A 21,713-nucleotide genomic window follows, 5' to 3' on the forward strand; every position below is an offset into this window, starting at 1 on the left:
CTTCAGTCTACGACTACATCTAGCGGAATAACAAGCCTGTAATTACTACATGTGGTAAAAGCAGAGGCCTCTGACTGCCTGATCTGGCCCTTGGACTAGTCAGCGAAACGTGCTGTTACGGCCTGCCCGTGGGCAGGCAGGTCCTCTGCGTCCGAAAGGCTAAGGATGTGACCACTCACATTGTGGAGCGCGGATTTGCTGTAGTTGATGACCTGGATGGCTCGCAGGAATGTGGTGACGTTGAGGCCGGAGGAGAATGCCGCCGTACCGCTGGTGGGCAGGACGTGGTTTGATCCTGCACAGTAATCACCAAGGCTGACAGGGCTGTAATCTCCCACGAAGATCGCCCCCGCGTTGCGGATGCGGGACGCCACTGCTGAAGCATCAGCAGTCATGATTTCCAGGTGCTCTGCCGCGTAGGCGTCACAGACAGCAATGCCTTGCGCGATGTCGTCAACCAGAACCGCTCCCGACTGCGGACCTGACAGCGCCTCCCGAACACGGTCGCTGTGTTTGGTGGAGGCGGCCTGCAACTCGAGCTCGGCACGGACTGCGGCCGCGAGCGGTTCTGAATCAGTGATGAGCACGGAGGCTGCTTTGGGGTCGTGTTCGGCCTGACTGATCAGGTCCGCCGCTACAAGGGCTGCAGTGGCGCTGGAGTCTGCAAGGATGGCTATTTCTGTGGTTCCGGCCTCGGAGTCAATCCCGACAACTCCCTTCACCAGGCGCTTTGCGGTAGCCACGAAGATGTTTCCAGGCCCCGTAACCACATCCACGGGATCAAGTGCAGGCCCCGCGGGTCCGCCGGCAATTCCATAGGCGAAGGCAGCGATGGCCTGGGCACCGCCGATGGCATACACTTCCTCGATTCCCAACAAGGCAGCCGCCGCGAGAATCGTGGGATGCGGCAGCCCGCCAAAATCCTTTTGGGGCGGGGAGGCCAGCGCGATGGACTCGACTCCAGCCGCCAGCGCAGGCACAACGTTCATGATCACTGACGACGGGTAGACGGCCAGCCCGCCCGGGACATAGAGGCCAACCCTGGCAACCGGAACCCAGTTCTGGCTAACTGCGGCTCCCGCGCCCAGTTCGACGTCTACATTGGCCGGCCGCTGGGCCTCGGCGAACCGGCGTGCCCTCCTGATGGACTCCTGGAGTGCGGATCTGACCTCAGGATCGAGGTTCTCCAGGGCTCGCTGCAATTCCTCCGCCGGGACCCTTGGATGACCCTGCTCAACACCGTCGAAAGACCTGGCGAGGTCCCTCAGGGCATCAAATCCCCTGCTGCGGACGTCGCTGATGATTTGGAGAACCTTCTGCTCGGCGTCGTCGGACGTGCTGCCTTCTGCCCGGGGCATGGCAGTACGTAACTCCGCCAAAGAGAGTGTCTGACCGCGGAGATCAACGCTGCGGAAATTCAGAATCGGTGAAGAGGAGCCCTGCGTGGTGTCTGGAGAAGAGGTCACCCGAATATTTTACGGGCTATCTCCAGCTAAGCCGCGCCGCTGGTTGGGACGGGGACACAAACGGGTAGAAGTAGTCAGTCAGCGATCTCTGCCGGCCGGCGCATAAGGCTCACGAGATTGACCACAAAGACCGACAGTGCCGTCGCTGCCGGCCACACAAGCAGCACCGGGTACGCCCGGAGTGAGAATGCGATGCTCGGATTAGCAGAGGCATCCTCCGCGGTTCCCCACCACCCTGCTGCGAGGATCCCCACCCGCCAGGCGATGACAGATGCAACCGCTCCGCAAAGCACAGCAATCATGATGGTCCGGACGGTGGGCCCTTCCTTTCCGGAAATCAGGACTCCGGTCAGGCATCCCGCAAAGAGGAGCAGACCAGCCAGGATCAGGTCCCGGGGCAGCCATCCGCTGGTGTTCATCCCGGATGCCAGCTCGGGATTTCCGCTCAAGAGGTTAAGGCCGCTGGGGGCAAGCAGCCACCAGGCCACGCCAAGCGGGATCCCGGCAAGCGAAATGGCTGCAGGCCCGATAGCCGCAACCCACTTTCGGGGACCGGGGCGGGGCTGAGCTGGCTGTGTCATGAGGGACACGCTAACAAAGGATGGCCCTCCGGCAACAACCGGGCACTTGACCAGCGCCGCCGGAACGGCCGCCGGCAGAGCCGGATAGGCTGGGAACCGGGATTTTTATTTTTGAAGCAGGGAGTTCGATCAAATTGACCCCAAGTGAGTCAGCCTTCGAGGGCATGTTCCGGGAAATGTTCCGCCGCCACGCTGCGGGCGTTTCCATTATCACCGTCAATTACAACGGTGTTCCGTTCGGATTCACGGCAACTTCGGTGGCCTCGCTCTCTGCCAAGCCGCCCCGTTTCACCTTCAACATGGCCCGCAGCTCCCGTTCCTGGCCCGCGGTGGCTAACACCTCGCACATCGGACTGCACATGCTCGGACTTGAAAACCAGGCCCTGGCCGACAGGTTCGCGCGAACCAAGGACCGCTTCGAAGGCGACCACTGGGCGCTCGGGCCACACGAGGTGCCTATTCTGAAGGATGTGACTGGCTGGCTGATCGGCAAGATCCAGATGCGGCTCTCCTTCGAAAACAACGCCGTGGTAGTCGTTGAGGTGGTGGACGGCGAGGTGGGGGCGGACGGCTCTCCACTGCTCTACCATTCGGGCGGCTACGGCCAACCAGTCCCCTTGGACTATGAGATCTAGTTGTCCAGGCAGGTCGGCCCCAGCAGCACCTTCAGGTCCCCGAACAAGGACGGCGTCGGGTTGACCCGAAGGTGAACCGGCAGGCCCATCACCTCTACACGTGTATCCCCTTGCAGAAGCAGCCGGACTTCGGATGTTCCGCGGTGCGTCCGCAACACTTCGCCGAGTTCCGTTATCACTGCTTCGGTTGCTTTGTGGGTCTGCATGGTGATGATTACGGGACCGTTCATGTTGTCGCTAAGGTCCGGAACGGACAGCTCCATGCAGTTCAGCGTGACAGCGCCGTCGTCGCGTTTCTGGAGCCGGCCCTTGACCACAACGATCAGGTCTTCGGCAAGCACCGAGGCGATGGGGCCGTAGACCTGGCCGAAGAACATCACCTCCATTGATCCGCCCAGGTCCTCCACTTCAGCACGGGCGTAGGCATTTCCGCTGGCTTTGGCGATTCGCCGGCTCAGGGAAGTGATCATGCCGGCGATAGTGATGATGGCGCCGTCGTTGGGTCCGTCCTCGCCGATCACCGATGTAATCGTCTGATCGGCGTGCTGGCTCAGCAGCCCCTCCAGCCCCTGCAAAGGGTGATCCGAGACGTACAGGCCCAGCATGTCCCGTTCAAAGGACAGCTTGTCCTTCTTTTCCCATTCGGGCAGATCAGGAATCTCTGTGGTGAGGGAGGCTTCGGGCTCCTGGTCCTCGAAACCGGCAAAAAGGTCGAATTGGCCTATCGCCTCGTTGCGCTTGAGGGTGATGACTGAATCGATGGCCTCTTCATGGATCATGGCCAGCGCACGCCGGGGATGCCCCAGCGAGTCAAACGCCCCGGCCTTGATGAGCGACTCGATGGTCCGTTTGTTGCAGACAACGGCCGGGACCTTGAGCAGGTAGTCCTTGAATGAGGTGAAGGCTCCCTCTGCTTCACGGGCACCCACCATGGCCTCAACGACGTTGACTCCAACATTTCGGATGGCTGCCATGCCAAAGCGGATATCCGTCCCTACCGGGGTGAAGTTCACACTGGATTCGTTGACGTCCGGAGGCAGCACAGTGATGCCCATCTTCCGGCATTCGTTCAGGTACATCGCCAGTTTGTCCTTGTCATCACCAACGCTGGTGAGCAGGGCAGCCATGTACTCGGCGGGGTGGTGGGCCTTGAGATAGGCAGTCCAGTACGAGATGACACCGTACGCGGCGGTGTGTGCCTTGTTGAACGCGTAGTCGGAGAAGGGAAGCAGGATGTCCCACAATGCCTTGATAGCGGCAGCAGAATAGCCGTTGTCGCGCATGCCTTGGGAGAAGCCTTCGAACTGCTTGTCCAGTTCCTCCTTCTTCTTCTTGCCCATTGCGCGCCGGAGGAGGTCAGCTTGGCCCAGGGAGTACCCGGCCACTTTCTGGGCGATGGCCATGACCTGCTCCTGATACACGATCAGGCCATGGGTGGTGCCCAGGATTTCCGCCAGCGGCTCTTCGAGCTCCGTATGGATCGGCGTGATCTCCTGGAGCCCGTTCTTGCGCAGCGCGTAGTTGGTGTGCGAGTTGGCACCCATGGGCCCGGGCCGGTAGAGGGCCAGCACGGCCGAGATGTCTTCGAAGTTGTCCGGGCGCATGAGTTTGAGCAGCGACCGCATGGGCCCGCCGTCGAGCTGGAACACACCGAGAGTGTCACCGCGGGCCAGGAGTTCGTAAGAAGCCTTGTCCGTGAGTTCAAGATCCTCCAGGACGAGGTCAATGCCCTTGTTGAGCTTGATGTTCTCCACGGCGTCGGTGATGATCGTCAGGTTCCGCAGCCCGAGGAAGTCCATCTTGATCAGGCCAAGGCCCTCACAAGTGGGGTAATCGAACTGCGTGATGACCTGGCCGTCCTGCTCCCGGCGCATGATCGGGATGATGTCGATCAAGGGGTCCGAGGACATGATGACGCCGGCGGCGTGGACGCCCCACTGCCGCTTCAGCCCTTCAAGGCCCAGCGCCATTTCGAAGACCTTCTGGGAGTCGGCGTCGGACTTCAGGAGTTCGCGCAGCTCATCGGCTTCCGAGTAACGCTTGGCCTCAGGATTATGCACGTCGGCCAGTGCGATGCCTTTGCCCATGACATCCGGCGGCATGGCCTTGGTAAGCCGCTCACCGGTGGAGAAGGGATAGCCCAGAACGCGTGAGGAGTCCTTCAGCGCCTGCTTGGCCTTGATGGTGCCGTAAGTGACGATCATGGCCACGCGCTCATCACCGTACTTCTCGGTGACGTACCTGATGACCTCGGACCGACGCCGATCATCGAAGTCGACGTCGAAGTCGGGCATGGAAACACGGTCAGGGTTGAGGAACCGCTCGAAGATCAGGCTGTGCTCCAGCGGATCGATGTCCGTAATCCGCATGGCATAGGCGGCCATGGAACCGGCACCGGAGCCACGGCCCGGACCCACCCGGATACCGTTGTTCTTGGCCCAGTTGATGAAGTCGGCCACCACCAGGAAGTAGCCCGGGAACCCCATCTGCACAATGACGCCGACCTCGTAGTCGGCCTGCTTGCGGACGGCGTCAGGGATGCCCTTCGGGTACCGGTACTGCAGCCCGGCTTCGACCTCCTTAACGAACCAGGACTCCTCGTTCTCACCTTCGGGAACCGGGAACCGCGGCATGAAGTTGGCCTTGGTATTGAACTCGACATCGCACCGTTCCGCGATCAACAGGGTGTTGTCGCAGGCCTCGGGGTGGTCGCTGAAGATGGCCCGCATCTCCTGGGGAGACTTGAGGTAGAACTCGTCGGCGTCGAACTTGAAACGCTTGGGATCGGCCATCGTGGAACCCGACTGGACGCACAACAGTGCCGCGTGGCTGGCTGAGTCCTCCGCATGCGTGTAATGCAGGTCGTTGGTGGCCACCATGGGCAGGCCGAGTTCCTTGGCGAGCTTGATGAGGTCGCCCTGGATGGCCCTTTCGATGTCCAGGCCATGGTCCATGAGCTCGCAGAAGAAATTCTCCGCGCCGAAAATGTCCCGGAAATCCGACGCCGCCTGCTTGGCTTCCTGGTACAGGCCAAGCCGGAGTTTGGTCTGGACTTCGCCGGAGGGGCAGCCGGTGGTGGCGATCAGCCCCTGGCCGTACGTCTGTAGCAGGTCCCGGTCCATGCGCGGCTTGTACAGATAGCCTTCCAGTGATGCCAACGAGGACATACGGAACAGGTTGTGCATGCCCTGGGTGCTTTCGGCCCACAGTGTCATGTGGGTGTACGACCCCGCGCCAGAGACGTCATTTCGCCCGCCATCGCCCCAGCGCACCCGCGTTTTGTCCTGGCGCGCCGTACCCGGTGTCAGGTAGGCCTCCACGCCGATGATGGGCTTCACGCCCGCGTTGCGGGCCTTGTTCCAGAAGTCGAAGGCTCCGAAAACGAATCCATGGTCCGTGGTGGCCAGGGAGTTCATCCCCAGTTCCTTGGTGTGGCTGAAGAGATCGCCAAGCCGTGCGGCACCGTCCAGCATCGAATACTCGGTGTGGTTGTGGAGATGGACAAACGAGTCGTTGCTGGAAGTCACCGAATCATTCTAGTGCCGACGTCGGACAACCTGCTTCAAGCTTGGCCCGAGTCCAGGATCTCCAAAGCGTGGGCCAGGTCCTGCGGGTACTCGCTGGTCACAGTGACACGCTCCCCCGTCCGGGGATGTTCAAATCCAAGCTGGCGGGCATGCAGCCACTGACGGGTCAGCCCCAGGGAAGCCGCGAGGCGCGGGTCGGCGCCGTATGTCAGATCGCCCGCACAGGGATGCCGCAATGCTGAAAAGTGGACGCGGATCTGATGGGTGCGCCCGGTTTCGAGGTGCACTTCCACCAGCGAGGCCTTCCCGAAGGCTTCGAGGACCTCATAGTGGGTGACAGAAGGGCGCCCGTCCTCGATCACTGCGAAACGCCAGTCGTGACCGGGGTGCCGGCCGATCGGTGCGTCGATGGTGCCCGCCAGCGGGTCAGGGAGCCCCTGGACGACCGCGTGGTAGACCTTGTCGACGGTTCGCTCCTTGAAGGCACGCTTCAGGGCTGTGTAGGCATCTTCGGTCTTCGCCACCACCATCACCCCGGACGTTCCGACGTCGAGCCTGTGGACGATGCCGGTCCGCTCAGGAGCGCCGGACGTGGAGATCCTGTAGCCGGCACCGGCCAGTCCACCCACAACTGTTGGCCCGACCCATCCAGGAGACGGATGGGCGGCTACGCCTACCGGTTTGTCGATGACCACGAAGTCGTCATCGTCCAGCAGGATCTTCAGGCCTTCCACGGCTTCCTCCACGACTTCAAGCGGGTCCCGCCGTTCAGGCACGACGACGTCCAGCACAGTGCCGGGCTGGAGTTTGAGCGATTTTCCGACCGCCTTGCCTGCGGCCGTGACGTTGCCTTCGGCGATCAGGGTGGCGGCAAGTGAACGGGAGATGCCCATGAGCTTGGCCAGACCCGCGTCCACCCTCGCCCCGGCAAGCTCAAGGGGGACAATGACGCGTTCAGGCACGGTGGCTCGTCGACTTTTTGGTCTTGGTGTGCGTGTGGCGTGACCCGTCAAGGCCGATTCCCTTGAGGGTCAGGATGCAGATGATGGCCACAGCTGAAACCACGGCCGAGTCAGCGATGTTGAAAATGGCGAAATTGGGCAGCTGAATGAAATCCACTACGTGTCCCATCGCAAATGACGGTTCCCTGAAAACCCTGTCCGTCAGGTTACCGAGGGCGCCTCCCAGCAGGAGTCCCAAAGCAAGTGCCCACCAGGCCGAACCCAGCCGCCGGAGCTGGAAAAGGATGGCGATCGAGACCACGGTCATGATGATGGTGAAAACCCAGGTCACGTTCTCGCCAATGGAGAAGGCGGCCCCGGAGTTTCGGATGTAGTACCAGTGAAGCAGTGGTGGCAGGACGGGAATGCGTTCGCCCTCCACCATCGTGGTGGTAACCCAGAGCTTGGTCAGCTGGTCAAAAACGTAGGCGAAAACAGCGAAACCGGCAAAGAGGGACATCAGGACCAGCCGTCGCGGCCTGGGCTTGGCAGGGGACGGTTGCGCAGCGTCAGGGGCGAGTTCGTCAGTCATGAGGACTTTCATTGCGGTGCCAGCGAAAGCTGGGAGACGGACCGTCAGTGCGGACCAGTCAGATGCGGTCGGTGAGTTCGTGTTAATTGACATAATGGAAAAACCGGCGGCCAAGGAATCCCCAGCCACCGGCTTTCAGAATACTTCTTACAAACGCTAGTTGTTTGCTTCGACTTCCGGGGCGGCTACAGAACCGCGGGCATCCAGGTCGCGCAACTGGCCTTCGATGTAAGCCTTCAGGCGTGAGCGGTAGTCGCGTTCGAATCCACGAAGCTGCTCAACCTTGCGCTCCAGTACGGACCGCTGCTGCTCAAGCGCGCCGAGGACCTTGCGGGACTTTTCCTGGGCGTCGTTGACGAGGCTGCTGGCTTCGATCTGTGCTTCTGCAATGATCTTGTCGCGCTGCTGCTCGCCATCGGAGACGTGCTTGTCGTGCATCTGCTGGGCCATTGCCAGGAGTCCGGCTGCGGACTCAGCCGTGGGCGTGATGCCACCGGCTGAAGGAGCGGCTACGGGGACCGCTGCCAATGCTGCGGCCTTCTCAGACTCCTGCTTGCGTGCTGCCTCAGCAGCCTTAGCCTCAGCTTCCGCCTTGGCGCGGGACTCGTCTTTATCAGCCTTGACGGGGGCAGGCACCTTTTCCACTACGGGCGCCGCGACAGTCGACGTGGCTGGCGAGCCGGAACCGCCTTCTGCGAGCTTCTTACGAAGTTCGTCATTCTCCTGGTTCAGGCGCCGGAGTTCGACGACGATTTCGTCCAGGAAGTCGTCAACCTCGTCCTGGTCGTAGCCTTCGCGGAACTTGGTCGGCTGAAAGCGCTTGTTGACAACGTCTTCTGGCGTCAAAGCCATCTGGTCACCTCGTTGGTCTAGTTAGTCGGCGGCCTTCCGGCCGTCAAAACTACGGTACCTAAATATGGTCTCGTTCCTCTAATTCAACACGTCAATGTCAAACCAGAGTTTTTCCACGGCTTCGTGACCCGTTTCGGGGCCCCTCGCCAGCCGCAAGCTGTTATGAAAATTACGCGAAACCCCGGACGATTGCCATAGCGATACTCACCGCGATGAACAACAGCAAAAAGCCCAGATCCAGGGAGATCCCGCCAAGCCGCAACGGCGGGATGAGCCGCCGCAGGAGATTCAGGGGTGGGTCCGTGAGGGAGTACACACCATGGGCGGCAACGAGCGCAGCCCCGCGAGGCCGCCACTCACGTGCGAACATCTGAACCCAGTCAAAGACCAGCCGGATGATCAGCGCCACCAAGAAGAACAGCAAAACCAGATAAACAAGACCGAAAACAATTCCCATGAGCTAACTCATATCTCCATGTTCATTCCGGAAACCGAGGTGTCCTGTCGAAGTCGTCTTGTCTATTTCAGCACAGATGCCAGACAGGCGGACCTGTCCGGCATCAATCACAGCAGTGCTCTAGCTCTGGTTGAAGAAGCTCGCCTGGGTCTCGCTGGCCTTCTTGTCGTCCCCAATGACCTCGATGTAGGAGGGTGACAGCAGGAAAACCTTGTTGGTGACCCGCTCGATACTCCCACGGAGTCCGAAGACGAGTCCGGCGGAGAAATCGACAAGCCGCTTGGCGTCGCCCTCCCCCATATCAGTGACGTTCATGATGACGGGGATACCGTCACGGAAGCTCTCACCGATGAGCTTGGCGTCGTTGTAAGACCGCGGATGGATCGTGGTGATCTGGCGGAGGCCGGAGTTATCTTCGCGACTCGATGCCGCACGCTTAATAGGTGTCACTGGGGCACGGTACTCCTCTTCGGAGGCGTAGGACGCTTCCCGGGAGACCTCGCGGACAGGTGCCGGTGCGCGGCGTTCCTCGCGGTCATGCTCCATCGAATTGTCCTCACCCTTGTGCGATGTGTGATGCTCAGACTCGTAATGTTCGTCGCCATCAGCGAGCCCAAGATAGATCATTGTCTTGCGCAGAGCGCCTGCCATGGTCGACTCCTTATCGTGTCCGTCAGCGGGCAGCTCAGTTGACTTGACAGTACCGGAATCCCCGCCATTCTCATCCAGTACTTTGACGCTACCCCAACGCCGGACGCGAACCGAGAATATCCGAACCAATTCGGAGGTGTGTCGCCCCGAATTCTATTGCTGCTTCCAGGTCCTGGCTCATGCCTGCTGAAATGGCTGTCGCCTCGGGATGGACGGCGGTCAGGGATGCAGAAATTGCGGCCAGCTTCGCGAAGGCTTTCTGCGGCTCGCCGCCGAGCGGTGCCACGGCCATCAGGCCAGCCAACTCAAGGCCCTCCAGGTCTGCCAGATAGTCGGCCAGAGACGCCACGTCATCCGGCAGGGCGCCGCCGCGGTGGCCTTGGGGATGCTCATCGAGGTTGACCTGGATGAAGCACTTCAACGGATCACGGCCGGAACTCTCGATCTGCGCAGCAACAGCTTTGGCCAAGGCGCCGGCGATCTGAGGCCGGTCGACCGAATGGACTGCATGGGCGTAGCGCACCACGGATTTAGCTTTGTTGCTCTGCAATTGCCCCACAAAATGCCACCGCAGCCGCAGGTCCCCCAACAGGCCGGATTTTTCCGTTGCCTCTTGGTCCCTGTTCTCTCCGAAGTCCGTGACCCCCAAAGAGGCCAGACGCCGCACGTCGTCGGCGGGATGGAACTTGCTGATCACAATCAGCTGCGGAGTGGTGGTGCGTCCAGCCGCCTCTGTTGCATCCATTATTCGCAGGTGGACGGCGCTGAGCCGATCCCTGAGTTCAGAGGCTCGGGAGTCTTGGACGTCCGCTGAAGGATCAGTCATGGGTCCACACCAATCCTGCAAACCGTCCGGTTTCCCGATTGCGGCGGTAGGAATACAACGACTCGGTCTCCAAGGTGCAGGGACCCGCGTATTCGACTGTGACACCTTCAGCTTCCAGTTGGCTCCTGACGCCCGCCGGAAGGTCCAGCCCTGGCGTTTCCCATGAGGTTTCCGACCATGCTGCGGGAACTACGGCGCTCACGCTATCCCTCATGCTGCCGGGAACCTCGTAACATGAGCCGCAGATCGACGGTCCTATCCAGGCCCTGATGTCCGCAGCTCCGGCGTCGCGCATCTTTTGGATCGCGGCGGGCACGATCCCGGCGGCCACACCAGGGCGCCCGGCGTGCACGGCGGCGAGAACCGGCGAGGAGCCCATACCTCCCGCCGGCTTGGCCACCATGACGACGGGGACGCAGTCGGCCACCATCACCGCTAGAGGCGCTCCGCGGGAGACCAGCCCATCCGAGGTAGGAGCGGCAGCCTCTTGGGCCGCAGTGCCGGATTCCAAGATCAGGACATCGCTGCCATGAACCTGATTCATGTACTGGAAGTGCCGCGGTTTGATCCCCGACGCCGATTCCAGCAGATCCCTGCGACGCCTGACTTCAGCAGGATCATCACCCACGTGCAACGCCAGGTTCCCGGCCCCGGCGTCGGTGAAGGCCACCCACGTACCGGGACGGACTTCATTTCGCCACGAAAACAATCAGAACACCTTCAAGCACTAGATGGGCGCCGGGTGCGCCCCAGCGTCCCCGCAGAAAGCCTAAGCCTATGTCACCTTAGGAAGTCCGGGTCATTCCAGGAAGTCTGCGTTACTTCAGGAAGTCGGGGACGTCCAGGTCATCAGAATGGCTCCCGGATAGGTCTGATTCCACAACTGAAGGGAGGTCGACGTCGAAACCTGAGTCTGCGGGCACAGCGGAGTGCCGCTGCTGGCCCCAGTTGCTCAGGCTGGAAGCACCGATTCCTGCGTGGACCGGCTGGGCCTGTACAGGGGACGGGGCCTGGGCCGGCACTCCGACGGGCGCCGATGCCGGCACAGCCGGCCGCTGCGGCGCTGCCTGTGCAGGTGTCTGGTCCATGGAGGGGGAGGTTGCCTTGACGTCGTCGAAACCGGCAGCAATAACCGTAACGCGGGCTTCGTCCCCGAGCGCGTCGTCAATAACCGCACCGAAGATGATGTTTGCTTCCGGGTGGGCAACTTCTTGGACGAGGCGGGCAGCTTCGTTGATCTCGAACAGCCCAAGGTCCGAGCCGCCCTGGATGGACAGCAGCACGCCATGAGCGCCGTCAATGGATGCCTCAAGCAACGGCGACGCGATGGCGAGTTCTGCAGCCTTGACGGCGCGGTCCTCTCCACGGGCGGAACCGATACCCATGAGCGCAGAACCAGCGCCCTGCATGACCGACTTGACGTCGGCGAAGTCGAGGTTGATCAGGCCGGGTGTTGTGATGAGGTCGGTGATGCCCTGGACACCGGACAGCAGAACCTGGTCCGCGGAGCGGAAGGCATCCAGGACCGAAACGTTGCGGTCGCTGATGGAGAGCAGACGGTCGTTGGGAATAACGATCAGGGTGTCGACCTCATCGCGGAGTGCATCAATTCCGGCTTCGGCCGAGCCTGCACGGCGGCGGCCTTCAAAGGTGAACGGCCGGGTGACCACACCAATCGTCAGCGCACCGAGGGAACGGGCAATACGCGCCACAACGGGAGCTCCACCGGTGCCGGTGCCGCCGCCTTCGCCAGCGGTCACAAAGACCATGTCGGCGCCGCGGATGACCTCTTCGATTTCATCAGCGTGATCCTCGGCAGCCTGCTTGCCGACCTCAGGGTTTGCCCCTGCACCGAGGCCACGTGTCAGCTCGCGTCCAACGTCAAGCTTGACGTCGGCGTCACTCATGAGCAGGGCCTGGGCATCGGTGTTGATCGCGATGAATTCCACGCCGCGCAGACCTACCTCGATCATGCGGTTGACTGCGTTCACGCCACCGCCGCCGATGCCGACGACCTTGATGACGGCCAAGTAATTCTGCGGAGCTGCCACGTTACGTGTCCCTTGTTCGTGTCCTGATGCGAAAACTGATGGAGTCTAGCTTGAAGCTTTCAACCTTAACCCTCGACCTGAGGGTTATAGTTATGTCAACTAACTCATGCCTGTGACGCTATTTCCTCTGCTTGCCACATTCAAATACCACCACCGCGTGTCGTGGGAATACCCGTGAAATAGAGCCGTTTAGCGGGTCACCGGGTGTCTGGGGACGCTGACGTCGTAGACACGCACTGGATTCTTCGGGTCTGCCGGTGCCCTGAGCAAGGCCTCCAGGACCTTCGCTTTGAGCTCCTTCTCCCCCGCGTTTCCCCAAACGATGGTTTGCCCGTCAATGAGCTTGAGCTCAACCGCGTCCACGGACTTTGCCGAAGCGTCTGAAAGCTTCGTCAGCACGTCGGCCGGAAGCGCCCCCAGCACAGCTGTGATGGCGTGGAACAGATCCTTCCCCATTGCCCCGCTGCCGCCATCGATGACCGGCAGTTGGACGCTGGAAGGATCCGTGGTGCTGCTGAGCTGGACGCCCTCAATGTCCACGAGCTGGAAAGTCTCGCCCTGCTTCAGGAGTGCCACAGGGACCCGCTCCTGAATCTGAACCAGCAGCCCGGAAGGAGGCCTTGCCTGGGTTGTAACAGCCTTGATCTGGACAAGGGGTTGCAGCAGCCCGCTGACCTCGGAGTCACTCACCTGCGGCAATGGCCTGCCCTCCAGGGGTTTCAAGGCCGCCTGGATCTGCTGGGTGGTCAGCATCTTCGTGCCCTCTACCGTGATAGTCCGCACTGCAAGCACCGGGGAGTAGATGGCAGCGGCAAGGAGCCCGGCCACCAACGCTGCAACGATGCTGGCCGCGATGATGATGTTCCGCCTGATCCGCCGGGCCTTGGGCTCGGGAAAGGTGAGCACGTTGTCCGGGAGTGCTACGGAAGGGCGATCTTCGAGGCCGTCCGCAGATTTGGAGGCAGAAATGATCCCGCTAAGTTGCCGGCCGGCACCACCCGGCGGCCTGCCTGAGGCTGGTTTCCCTGAGGCAGGTTTGGCTGACGATGTATCTACAGCTGGTTTGCTGCCTGAGGGCTTGTACGTTGGCCTCCGGGTGCTAGCCACTCAACGCCTCCACAATGAGCGGGCCGTACGCAGTGACATCCCCCGCACCCGCAGTCAGGATGACGTCCCCGGGCTGGGCCGCAGCAGCTAATTCGGAGACTGCTTCCGTTCCGGCCCCTACAAGCCTTCCACCGGATTGAAGATACTGGCCAATCAGTTGGCTGCTGACGCCAGGAATAGGATCTTCGCGGGCCGGATAAATGTCCAGCACCAGGGCGGTATCGGCCAGGTTGAGAGCTTCGGCAAATTCCTGCGCAAACTCCCGGGTGCGGGAGAACAAATGCGGTTGGAACAGCACATGCACCTTGTGGTCTCCGGCCACGGAACGGGCAGCAGACAACGCGGCGCGCACCTCCGTAGGGTGATGCGCGTAGTCATCGTAAACCCGGACTGCGCGGCCTTCTCCCTTAAATTCGAATCTCCGGGAGGCACCGGAGAATTCGGCGAGGGCCCTGGCTGCCAGTCCTGGTTCGACGCCAAGTTCACGAGCCACCGCAAAAGCCGCTGTGGCGTTCAGGGCATTGTGCAGTCCCGGAACCTTAAGGTCCAGCTTGAAGCGCCCCTCTGGCGTTGACAACCAGGTTCCATCCGCCCCGTGGTGCAAGCGGACCTCGCAGTCCTCACTTGTTCCGTAGATCAGAACCCGGGTAGCGCCTCCCGTCCTTATCCGTACCGCCAAGGCGCGCGCGCCGTCGTCGTCTCCGCAGGCCACCAACAAACCATCACCCGGAAGGAGCGCCGCGAACCGGTCAAAGGACTCGTAGACGGCCTCGGCGGTGCCGTAATGGTCCAGGTGATCCGCTTCCACATTGGTGACCACTGCAATCCGTGGCCGGTAATTCAGGAAGGAGCCATCTGACTCATCCGCCTCCGCAACGAAAATCTTGGATCTCCCATGGGCGGCATTCACACCAAGAGCCGGAACGTTGGCCCCAATTGCATAGGACGGATCCAGCCCTGCCCCCTGGAGCAGTACCGTCACCATGGAGGTCGTTGTCGATTTTCCGTGCGTGCCGGCAACAGTCACTACTTCGTCCTCGGCCATCAGCGCGGCCAGGGCCTGCGAGCGGTGCAGGACGGCGATGCCCCGGCTGCGTGCTGCCGCAAGCTCGGGATTGTCCTCACGGATGGCGGATCCGGCGACCACAGTTTCGGCGTCCCCGAGGTTTGCCGCGTCATAGCCTACGGCGATGCGCGCCCCTGCAGCTGCCAGCTCGTTCATCACAGGAAGGTCCTTGGCGTCGGAGCCGCTGACCGCTACCCCACGGGCAACCATGATCCGGGCGACGGCGGACATTCCCACTCCCCCGATGCCGATGAAATGGACCTTGCCGAGGGAGTCCTGCGTCCGCGGCTCGGTCATCGGTCCAGGCAAAATCATCGGTTTACCGCTTCCAGGATGAGGCCGGCCATAAGTTGGTCGGCGTTTCTGATACCAAGTCGTTCCGCCTGCGAGGCCATCCGGGCAAGGCGTTCTGTGTCAGACAGCAGCGGGATGATCTCCTTGCTGACCCACTCCGGTGTGAAAGCCCTATCGTTCACTAAGAGAGCAGCTCCGGCACTAACCAACCCGGAGGCGTTCAGTGCCTGTTCACCATTCCCGATGGGCAAAGGAACAAACACAGCCGGCAAACCCACAGCGGCCACCTCGCAAACGGTGGCGGCGCCTGCGCGGGCAAGAAGCAGGTCCGCTGCAGCGTATATGGACTCCATGCCGTCCACATATTCGAGCTGCCGGTAGCCCGCTGCCTCCAGCGGACGGCCGTTTGCATCCTGCAGGGACTTCCCCCTGCCTGTGATGTGGAGCGTCTGGATGCCGGCATCAGCCAGCGCCTGGAGAGATGCTGCGATGGTGCGGTTGATGCTCTGGGCGCCCAAGGAACCACCGGTGACGATCAGGGTAGGGCGTTCGGGGTCCAGGCCAAGCGACATCCTCGCTGCCCGCCGCGCCGATGTCCGGTCAAGCCCGGAAATCTCCGGACGCATCGGCATGCCCACGTGCCGCGCGCCCTGCAGCTTCGTCTGCTCGAAGGCCACTGCGACATGTTTGCTGAAGCGGGCACCGATGCGGTTCGCCAGTCCCGGGCGAGTGTTGGCTTCATGCAGAACGATCGGAACGCCGCGCCGCCAGGCAGCCAGGTACATCGGAGTGCAGACATAACCGCCCACTCCCACCAGAACGTCGGCACTGGCATCGTCCAGTATTTTGCCCGCCTGCCCTACCGCGGCAGCCAGCCGCGCAGGGAGTCTGAGGAGATCAAGCGAGGGCTTCCGCGGGAACGGCACCCTGTTTATGGTCGCTAGTTCAATTCCCGCGGCAGGGACAAGCCGCGTTTCCATCCCGGTGGGCGTTCCGACGGCGAGAAGCCTGGCTTCCGGACGGGCCTTCCGTAGCGCGTTGGCGATAGCAAGCAGCGGGCTGACGTGCCCGGCCGTTCCACCGCCGGCGAGGACCACGGACAGGGAGGGGGACTTCGGGTTCATTGGAATGCTATTTCCGCTTTCGTGGGGAGTTTTTGCTTCCGGCTTTTGTCCGGCGCGGAAGCAGCCTCTTGGATTGAATGCCGGGTGCCATCTGGGCCCTTGCCAACGACAAGACTACGCCGATCGCACACAGGGACATCAGCAAGGCGGAGCCACCATAGGAAATAAACGGCAAGGGCACCCCGATCACGGGAGCAAGGCCCGTAACGACAGCCATGTTGACTGTCGCCTGCCCCAACAGCCACACCATGATGGTTCCAGCGAGAACCCTGTGGAACATGTCCTCCTGTGCCACCACAACCCGATAGATGGCTGCGCCGAGGATGGCAAAGAGGATCAGGACGACGACGGTACCGACGAGGCCCAGTTCTTCGCCAATGATGGCAAAAATAAAGTCGTTGTGTGCTTCCGGGATCCAGCTGTATTTTTGCCTGCTCTGGCCGAGTCCCACGCCGAGCCAGCCGCCGGAGGCCAGGCCGTAGAGGCCGTTGGTGGACTGGTAGTTGGCATCGCTGCTGTTGGTGCAGGCACCACCCGTCCACCAGGAGGTGATGCGGCACATGCGGTTGGCGTTGGTGACGGCCATGACGGCGGTGCCTGCCATGGCAACCAATCCAGCGAAACCGAAAAGGTAAAGCGGGACGCCTGCAAAAAAGAGCGCGGCAGCAGTAATCATCATAATGATCATGGCTGTCCCCAGGTCATTGCCCAACACAACCAGGCCGATGACGATTCCGGCCACCGGCACAGCTGGGATCAGCGCGTGCTGCCAATGACGGAGGAGCTTCCTTTTCATGGCCAGCACAGTGGCCATCCAAAGAGCCAGCGCCAGCTTGGCGGCTTCGGACGGCTGGAAGGTGATGCCACCAAGGTCAATCCAGTTTTTGTTGCCGTTGACTTCATCGCCGATGACCTGGACCAGGACGAGGAGGACCAGGGCGATCCCCACTCCAGGCCAGGCGAAGCGCTTGAGCCAGACGACGTTAACGCGCGAAAGGATAAACATGAAGAACAAGCCGATGACGGCGAACATACCCTGCTTGAGGGCAGCCGAATACGGTGATTCGCCTGCCGCGATGGCTTCCACGCTTGAGGCAGACAGGACCATCATGATACCGATGGCGGTAAGGGCAAGGGTGGACCCCAGGATCAGGTAGTACGTGGATCCGTTGCGGGATGTACCTGTCCCCTCAAGGACTGACCAGAAGCGACGGTATCCATGCCGGACTTTAATGGGAAGAGTTGTCCTGGCCTGTCCGGCAGTAGCAACCTGTCTTGCCGTCGCAGCCTGCCGAGGCTTTGCCCCGCCCGCCGTTCCGGCAGGGCGTGCTGGCGTGCTGGCCATACTTACTCCTCGCCGGTCCGTGCCTGCCCTTCCACGAGCTCGCTAACGGCCTCGATAAAAGCGTCGCCACGGTGAGCGTAGGAAGAGAACTGATCCATGGAAGCAGCCGCCGGTGCCATGAGCACGGTATCGCCCGGTGAGGCGATCTGAGCCGCCGCAGTAACAGCCTTTGCCATCACATACCTGCCTGAGTCCGGCCCGGAACCCGTGGAGGCACCACCCGGTCCGGCAGTCTGCGTAGTTTCAGTGTCGCCCGTTTCCGCCCTGATCACCGGAACATCCGCAGCGTGTCGCTCAAGGGCAGCGGAAAGGTCTGTCACATCCTCCCCAATGAGGACCACAGCTTTGAGGCGGTGCGAATTTTCCCGCACAAGGTCCTCGTAGCTGACACCCTTCGAGAGACCGCCGGCAATCCAAACGACGTTCTGGAAAGCCGCCAGCGATGCAGCAGCAGCATGCGGATTGGTTGCTTTGGAATCATTGATCCACAGGATGTCGTCATAGCGGGCCACAAGTTGGATGCGGTGATCGCCGGGAATGTAGTTGCGAAGGCCTTGGCGGACCGCGGACGCGTCCACGCCATAGGCCCGCACGAGGCCGGCGGCGGCCAGGGCATTTGCCACCATGTGGCGGGGTGCCACCGGGCCAAGGTCTGAGCGGGCAGCAAGTTCAGCAGCGCTGTCCTTGCGTTCAGCGATGAAGGCACGGTCTACCAGAAGCCCTTCGACCACGCCCAGCATGCTGACGGCAGGGGTCGTCGTGGTGAATCCGACAGCGCGGCAGCCTTCCACAACGTCCGCGTTCTCGACCATCCGTTCCGTTTCGGCCTGCTCTGCATTGTAGATGCACGCCACCCGGGTCCGCTCATAGACCTTCGCCTTGTCAGCGAGGTACGAATCGTAGGAGCCGTGCCAGTCAACGTGGTCTTCGGCTACGTTGAGGCACACGCTCGCCAGAGGCGAAACGGACTCGGTCCAGTGCAGCTGGAAGCTTGAGAGCTCGACGGCCAGGACGTCGTATTCGACCGGATCCCGGAGGGCATCAAGGATGGGCGTTCCCACATTTCCGACTGCGATGGCCTTGAGCCCTGCAGCCTGCAGCATGGATTCGGTCAGTCCAACGGTGGTGGTCTTACCGTTGGTGCCGGTGATGGCGAGCCACTCCGCCGTCTTCCGCCCCGCGCGTTCACGTACCCGCCAGGCGAGTTCGACGTCGCCCCAGACGGGAATGTGCGCACGGGCAGCAGCCGCCAGGAGGGCTTGGTCAGGCCTCCAGCCGGGCGAGGTAACAATGAGGTCAGGCACGTCGCCATCCACCCTGGGTATGGACTGAACAGCCTCATCCCCGAGGAGGACGTCGGCAGCGCCCACGATCTTCAGGGTGTCTGCCTGGGCTTGGGCTTTTGCGCTCGTTGAGGCATCCACCACCACTACCCGTGCACCCAGTTCGATGAGGGTGTCTGCTGCCGCAAAACCGGAAATGCCTATGCCGGTGACAACCACTCGGAGCCCGGCCCAGTCCGAATCCCAACTGACGAGACCCTGGAGCCTCAGCAGGTTCGCTGATCGGGCTGCAGGGTTTAGTCCACGAATCAACGCGTTCACAGCAGCACTACCCATTCGGCGTAGAAGATTCCCAAGCCAGCGGCCACGCATAGGCCTCCCAGTATCCAGAACCGGACCACGACGGTGACCTCGGCCCATCCCTTGAGTTCGAAGTGGTGCTGCAGTGGGGCCATCTTGAAGAAGCGCTTGCCCTTGGTGGCCTTGAAATAGCCCACCTGGATGATGACTGACAGGGTGATGAGGACAAAGAGGCCGCCGATGAAGGCCAGGAGAAGTTCAGTCCGGGAAAGAATCGCGAAGCCTGCCACAGCTCCACCAATGGCGAGCGATCCGGTATCTCCCATAAAGATTTTGGCCGGGGACGTGTTCCACCACAGGAAGCCGACCAATGCAGCGCTCATGATGGCAGCGAGCAGGGCCAGATCCAGCGGATCACGGACCGAATAGCAACCGGCGCCGGCTTGCCGGGGTGAACCGCATGCCTGGTTGCTTTGCCAGATACCCATGACGGTGTAGGCACCGAACACCATAACTGACGCTCCTGCGGCCAGCCCGTCCAGTCCGTCCGTCAGGTTGACGCCGTTGGTGGCCGCCGTCACGATCAGGTTCGACCAGATCACGAACAGAATTGCGCCGATGACCGTGCCGCCAAAGGCAAGGTTCAACCAAGGGATGTCACGCACCAGCGAAATGTGCGTTGAAGCAGGAGTGACGCCGTCGGCATCCGGAAATCCGAGTGCCATGATGGCGAAGGCGACGCCTACCACGCCCTGGCCTATGAGCTTGGCGGCAGGGTTCAGGCCCAGGCTGCGTTGCTTTGAGATCTTAATGTAGTCATCCAGGAAGCCCACGAGGCCCATGCCGACGGCAAGGAACAGCAGCAGGAGAGCAGAGGCTGAGGGTCCGGGCGAACGCGGATTCATCATCCACATGATGACGTGTGTCAGCCCGTAGCTCAGGATGACTGCAAAGACCACCACCGTTCCGCCCATCGTCGGCGTGCCGCGCTTGGTGTGGTGGGACGTGGGTCCGTCATCCCGGATGAACTGGCCGTAGCTCTTGTGCACGAGCAGGCGGATGAACAGCGGGGTACCCACCAATGCGAACAGGAGGGCAAGGCCGGCGCCGATCAGCAGTGCGATCACAGCAGTTCGCTCCCTTCATTGGTGGTTGGACTGGCAGTTGCCGGGGCATGTGGGGGTAATGCTATCCGATCGCCCAGGTGCCTCAGCCCGATGCTGTTGGAGGACTTGAAGAGAACGAGGTCCCCGGGCCGGAGTTCAGATTGGAGCAGATCGTAGGCTTCATCAACTGTTTCAGTGAAAACACATTCGTCGCCCCAGGATCCCTCCTGCACCGCTGAGACGTAGAGCGAGCGTGCCTCTCTGCCCACCACGACAAGACGGGAGATGTTCAGCCGGACCACTTGGGTACCCACGGTGGTGTGTTCACGGATCGATTCGGGCCCGAGCTCAAGCATGGCTCCAAGGACTGCCCAGGTGCGGCGCCCTTGTCCAAGGTCCGCAAGGGTCCTCAGTGCCGCCCGCATTGACTCAGGGTTGGCGTTGTAGGCGTCATTGATGATGGTCACGCCGTCGGGACGCTCCGTGCGCTCCATCCTCCAGCGGCTGGCAGCGGCCTGCGAACTGAGGGAACGGGCAATGTGCGGTCCTGCAATCCCTGCAGCGTGGGCTGCGGAGGCAGCGGCCAGGAGGTTGCCGATGTGATGTGCTCCGATCAGTTGGCTTGAGACCGGAAGCCCCTGGCTCCCGCCGGGAAGGAACAGCTGGAACTCAGGATTTCCCGCGCTGCTGATTTCAGCGTTGACCGCCAGCACGTCGGCCTTCCTCCCCTGCCGCTCCGGCTGCGCCGAGAACCCGAGGACCGAAGAGGACGTGCGGCCCTCCATGGCAGCAACCCGGGGATCATCCAGGTTGATCACGCCGATGCCCGCGGGCGGAAGAGCTTCCAGCAGTTCCCCCTTGGCCTTGGCAATGTTCTCTATACCGCCAAATTCACCCGCATGTGCCGTTCCAACGGCGAGGACCACACCGATGTCCGGGCGCACCATATCGGCCAGGTAGCGGATGTGCCCGACGCCGGTGGCCCCCATCTCGATGACGAGGTACCGGGTTTCATAGCCGGCTTTGAACACAGTGAGGGGAACGCCGATCTCGCCGTTGTAGGAGCCCTGCGGCGCTACCGTCTCGCCCTCGGTGGCAAGGATTCCCGCCAGCAGGTCCTTTGTGGTGGTCTTACCCGCTGAGCCGGTAATGCCGATGACCGTCAGTCCGCTGCCCGAGGCCTCACGGTGTGCGCGGATTCGGCGCACGGTCTCTGCAGCCAGCGCACCCATGGCCAGCACGGCGTCTGACACAACGACGGCGGGATATGGCTCCCCGGAGGCGTCGGCGATGTCCCGCTCCACCAGGGCGAGCACAGCGCCACGGTCAAAGGCCGCGCCAATGTAGTCATGCCCGTCCGCGTGTTCCCCCGGCTTGGCGACGTAGAGGGACCCGTGTGAGGCTTCCCGGGAATCCGTCACAACAGAAAGGGGCTTGATGGAGGGATCGGCGGCGAGGCGGCCGTTTGTTATGTTGGCAATTTCAGCCGCAGTAAGTGCAATCATCTCG

Annotated in this window: 19 protein-coding genes; 1 reads left to right on the forward strand and 18 read right to left on the reverse strand. The window is 61.8% G+C overall.

The window, feature by feature from the left end:
• Nucleotides 1-95 precede the first annotated feature (95 nt).
• Nucleotides 96-1,466 (reverse strand): histidinol dehydrogenase, encoded by a 1,371-nt coding sequence (hisD, locus tag M1E02_RS13250; RefSeq protein ID WP_479374720.1) that lies wholly within the window; start codon nt 1,464-1,466, stop codon nt 96-98.
• Nucleotides 1,467-1,540: 74 nt separating this feature from the next.
• Nucleotides 1,541-2,047 carry a hypothetical protein gene (locus tag M1E02_RS13255; RefSeq protein ID WP_479374721.1) on the reverse strand — a complete coding sequence of 169 codons (507 nt, stop codon included), beginning with the start codon at nt 2,045-2,047 and terminating at the stop codon, nt 1,541-1,543.
• 164 nt (nt 2,048-2,211) lie between these two features.
• Between M1E02_RS13255 and M1E02_RS13260 the strand changes: the two genes are divergently transcribed.
• Nucleotides 2,212-2,682, forward strand: coding sequence for a flavin reductase family protein (locus tag M1E02_RS13260; protein ID WP_479378153.1), 471 nt, complete (start codon nt 2,212-2,214; stop codon nt 2,680-2,682).
• On the opposite strand, the gene dnaE is transcribed toward M1E02_RS13260, so the two are convergent.
• The 16 genes from dnaE to M1E02_RS13340 all read right to left on the reverse strand — a co-directional run bounded on the left by dnaE (nt 2,679) and on the right by M1E02_RS13340 (nt 21,709).
• On the reverse strand, nt 2,679-6,209 hold the full coding sequence (dnaE, locus tag M1E02_RS13265) for a DNA polymerase III subunit alpha (RefSeq protein WP_479374722.1): 3,531 nt from the start codon (nt 6,207-6,209) through the stop codon (nt 2,679-2,681). The genes M1E02_RS13260 and dnaE overlap by 4 nt on opposite strands.
• 35 nt (nt 6,210-6,244) lie before the next feature.
• Nucleotides 6,245-7,171 (reverse strand): RluA family pseudouridine synthase, encoded by a 927-nt coding sequence (locus M1E02_RS13270; protein ID WP_479374723.1) that lies wholly within the window; start codon nt 7,169-7,171, stop codon nt 6,245-6,247.
• Nucleotides 7,164-7,742, reverse strand: coding sequence for a signal peptidase II (gene lspA / locus M1E02_RS13275; protein ID WP_479374724.1), 579 nt, complete (start codon nt 7,740-7,742; stop codon nt 7,164-7,166). The genes M1E02_RS13270 and lspA overlap by 8 nt, the downstream gene beginning before the upstream one ends.
• Nucleotides 7,743-7,898: 156 nt before the next feature.
• A complete protein-coding gene (locus M1E02_RS13280) occupies nt 7,899-8,594 on the reverse strand; it encodes a DivIVA domain-containing protein (protein ID WP_479374725.1) in 696 nt (231 codons plus the stop codon).
• Between the two features lie 169 nt (nt 8,595-8,763).
• On the reverse strand, nt 8,764-9,051 hold the full coding sequence (locus M1E02_RS13285) for a YggT family protein (RefSeq protein ID WP_479374726.1): 288 nt from the start codon (nt 9,049-9,051) through the stop codon (nt 8,764-8,766).
• A gap of 120 nt (nt 9,052-9,171) precedes the next feature.
• The gene (locus M1E02_RS13290; RefSeq protein WP_479374727.1) at nt 9,172-9,702 is read right to left on the reverse strand and encodes a cell division protein SepF; all 531 of its coding nucleotides are present in this window, start codon (nt 9,700-9,702) and stop codon (nt 9,172-9,174) included.
• Between the two features lie 88 nt (nt 9,703-9,790).
• Entirely contained in the window at nt 9,791-10,528 is a 738-nt protein-coding gene (locus tag M1E02_RS13295; RefSeq protein ID WP_479374728.1) for a YggS family pyridoxal phosphate-dependent enzyme, read from the reverse strand.
• Entirely contained in the window at nt 10,521-11,237 is a 717-nt protein-coding gene (locus tag M1E02_RS13300; protein WP_479374729.1) for a purine nucleoside phosphorylase YfiH/LACC1 family protein, read from the reverse strand. The genes M1E02_RS13295 and M1E02_RS13300 overlap by 8 nt, the downstream gene beginning before the upstream one ends.
• Before the next feature lie 109 nt (nt 11,238-11,346).
• Entirely contained in the window at nt 11,347-12,579 is a 1,233-nt protein-coding gene (gene ftsZ / locus M1E02_RS13305; protein ID WP_479374730.1) for a cell division protein FtsZ, read from the reverse strand.
• A 189-nt stretch (nt 12,580-12,768) separates the two neighbouring features.
• Nucleotides 12,769-13,686: a cell division protein FtsQ/DivIB gene (locus M1E02_RS13310; protein ID WP_479374731.1), complete on the reverse strand. Its 918-nt coding sequence runs from the start codon at nt 13,684-13,686 to the stop codon at nt 12,769-12,771.
• Nucleotides 13,679-15,049: a UDP-N-acetylmuramate--L-alanine ligase gene (murC, locus tag M1E02_RS13315; protein WP_479374732.1), complete on the reverse strand. Its 1,371-nt coding sequence runs from the start codon at nt 15,047-15,049 to the stop codon at nt 13,679-13,681. Before murC ends, M1E02_RS13310 begins: the two co-directional genes overlap by 8 nt.
• Before the next feature lie 14 nt (nt 15,050-15,063).
• Complete coding sequence (murG, locus tag M1E02_RS13320) at nt 15,064-16,170, reverse strand: undecaprenyldiphospho-muramoylpentapeptide beta-N-acetylglucosaminyltransferase (RefSeq protein ID WP_479374733.1); 1,107 nt, start codon at nt 16,168-16,170, stop codon at nt 15,064-15,066.
• A 7-nt stretch (nt 16,171-16,177) separates the two neighbouring features.
• A complete protein-coding gene (ftsW, locus tag M1E02_RS13325) occupies nt 16,178-17,515 on the reverse strand; it encodes a putative lipid II flippase FtsW (protein WP_479374734.1) in 1,338 nt (445 codons plus the stop codon).
• 2 nt (nt 17,516-17,517) lie between these two features.
• Nucleotides 17,518-19,134, reverse strand: coding sequence for a UDP-N-acetylmuramoyl-L-alanine--D-glutamate ligase (gene murD, locus M1E02_RS13330; RefSeq protein WP_479374735.1), 1,617 nt, complete (start codon nt 19,132-19,134; stop codon nt 17,518-17,520).
• Entirely contained in the window at nt 19,116-20,225 is a 1,110-nt protein-coding gene (gene mraY, locus M1E02_RS13335; protein ID WP_479374736.1) for a phospho-N-acetylmuramoyl-pentapeptide-transferase, read from the reverse strand. Before mraY ends, murD begins: the two co-directional genes overlap by 19 nt.
• Entirely contained in the window at nt 20,222-21,709 is a 1,488-nt protein-coding gene (locus tag M1E02_RS13340) for a UDP-N-acetylmuramoyl-tripeptide--D-alanyl-D-alanine ligase (protein ID WP_479374737.1), read from the reverse strand. The genes mraY and M1E02_RS13340 overlap by 4 nt, the downstream gene beginning before the upstream one ends.
• Between the last annotated feature and the right edge of the window lie 4 nt (nt 21,710-21,713).

This window comes from Arthrobacter sp. Z5-13, assembly GCF_056499105.1.

What these genes read in the sequence shown, in the direction of transcription:
- M1E02_RS13255 (WP_479374721.1), bottom strand. Translation starts at nt 2,047, where the DNA reads ATGACACAGCCAGCTCAGCCCCGCCCCGGTCCCCGAAAGTGGGTTGCG.
- M1E02_RS13260 (WP_479378153.1), top strand. Translation starts at nt 2,212, where the DNA reads ATGTTCCGGGAAATGTTCCGCCGCCACGCTGCGGGCGTTTCCATTATC.
- lspA (WP_479374724.1), bottom strand. Translation starts at nt 7,742, where the DNA reads ATGACTGACGAACTCGCCCCTGACGCTGCGCAACCGTCCCCTGCCAAG.
- M1E02_RS13280 (WP_479374725.1), bottom strand. Translation starts at nt 8,594, where the DNA reads ATGGCTTTGACGCCAGAAGACGTTGTCAACAAGCGCTTTCAGCCGACC.
- M1E02_RS13285 (WP_479374726.1), bottom strand. Translation starts at nt 9,051, where the DNA reads ATGGGAATTGTTTTCGGTCTTGTTTATCTGGTTTTGCTGTTCTTCTTG.
- M1E02_RS13290 (WP_479374727.1), bottom strand. Translation starts at nt 9,702, where the DNA reads ATGGCAGGCGCTCTGCGCAAGACAATGATCTATCTTGGGCTCGCTGAT.
- M1E02_RS13295 (WP_479374728.1), bottom strand. Translation starts at nt 10,528, where the DNA reads ATGACTGATCCTTCAGCGGACGTCCAAGACTCCCGAGCCTCTGAACTC.
- murC (WP_479374732.1), bottom strand. Translation starts at nt 15,049, where the DNA reads ATGACCGAGCCGCGGACGCAGGACTCCCTCGGCAAGGTCCATTTCATC.
- murG (WP_479374733.1), bottom strand. Translation starts at nt 16,170, where the DNA reads ATGAACCCGAAGTCCCCCTCCCTGTCCGTGGTCCTCGCCGGCGGTGGA.
- ftsW (WP_479374734.1), bottom strand. Translation starts at nt 17,515, where the DNA reads ATGGCCAGCACGCCAGCACGCCCTGCCGGAACGGCGGGCGGGGCAAAG.
- murD (WP_479374735.1), bottom strand. Translation starts at nt 19,134, where the DNA reads ATGGGTAGTGCTGCTGTGAACGCGTTGATTCGTGGACTAAACCCTGCA.
- M1E02_RS13340 (WP_479374737.1), bottom strand. Translation starts at nt 21,709, where the DNA reads ATGATTGCACTTACTGCGGCTGAAATTGCCAACATAACAAACGGCCGC.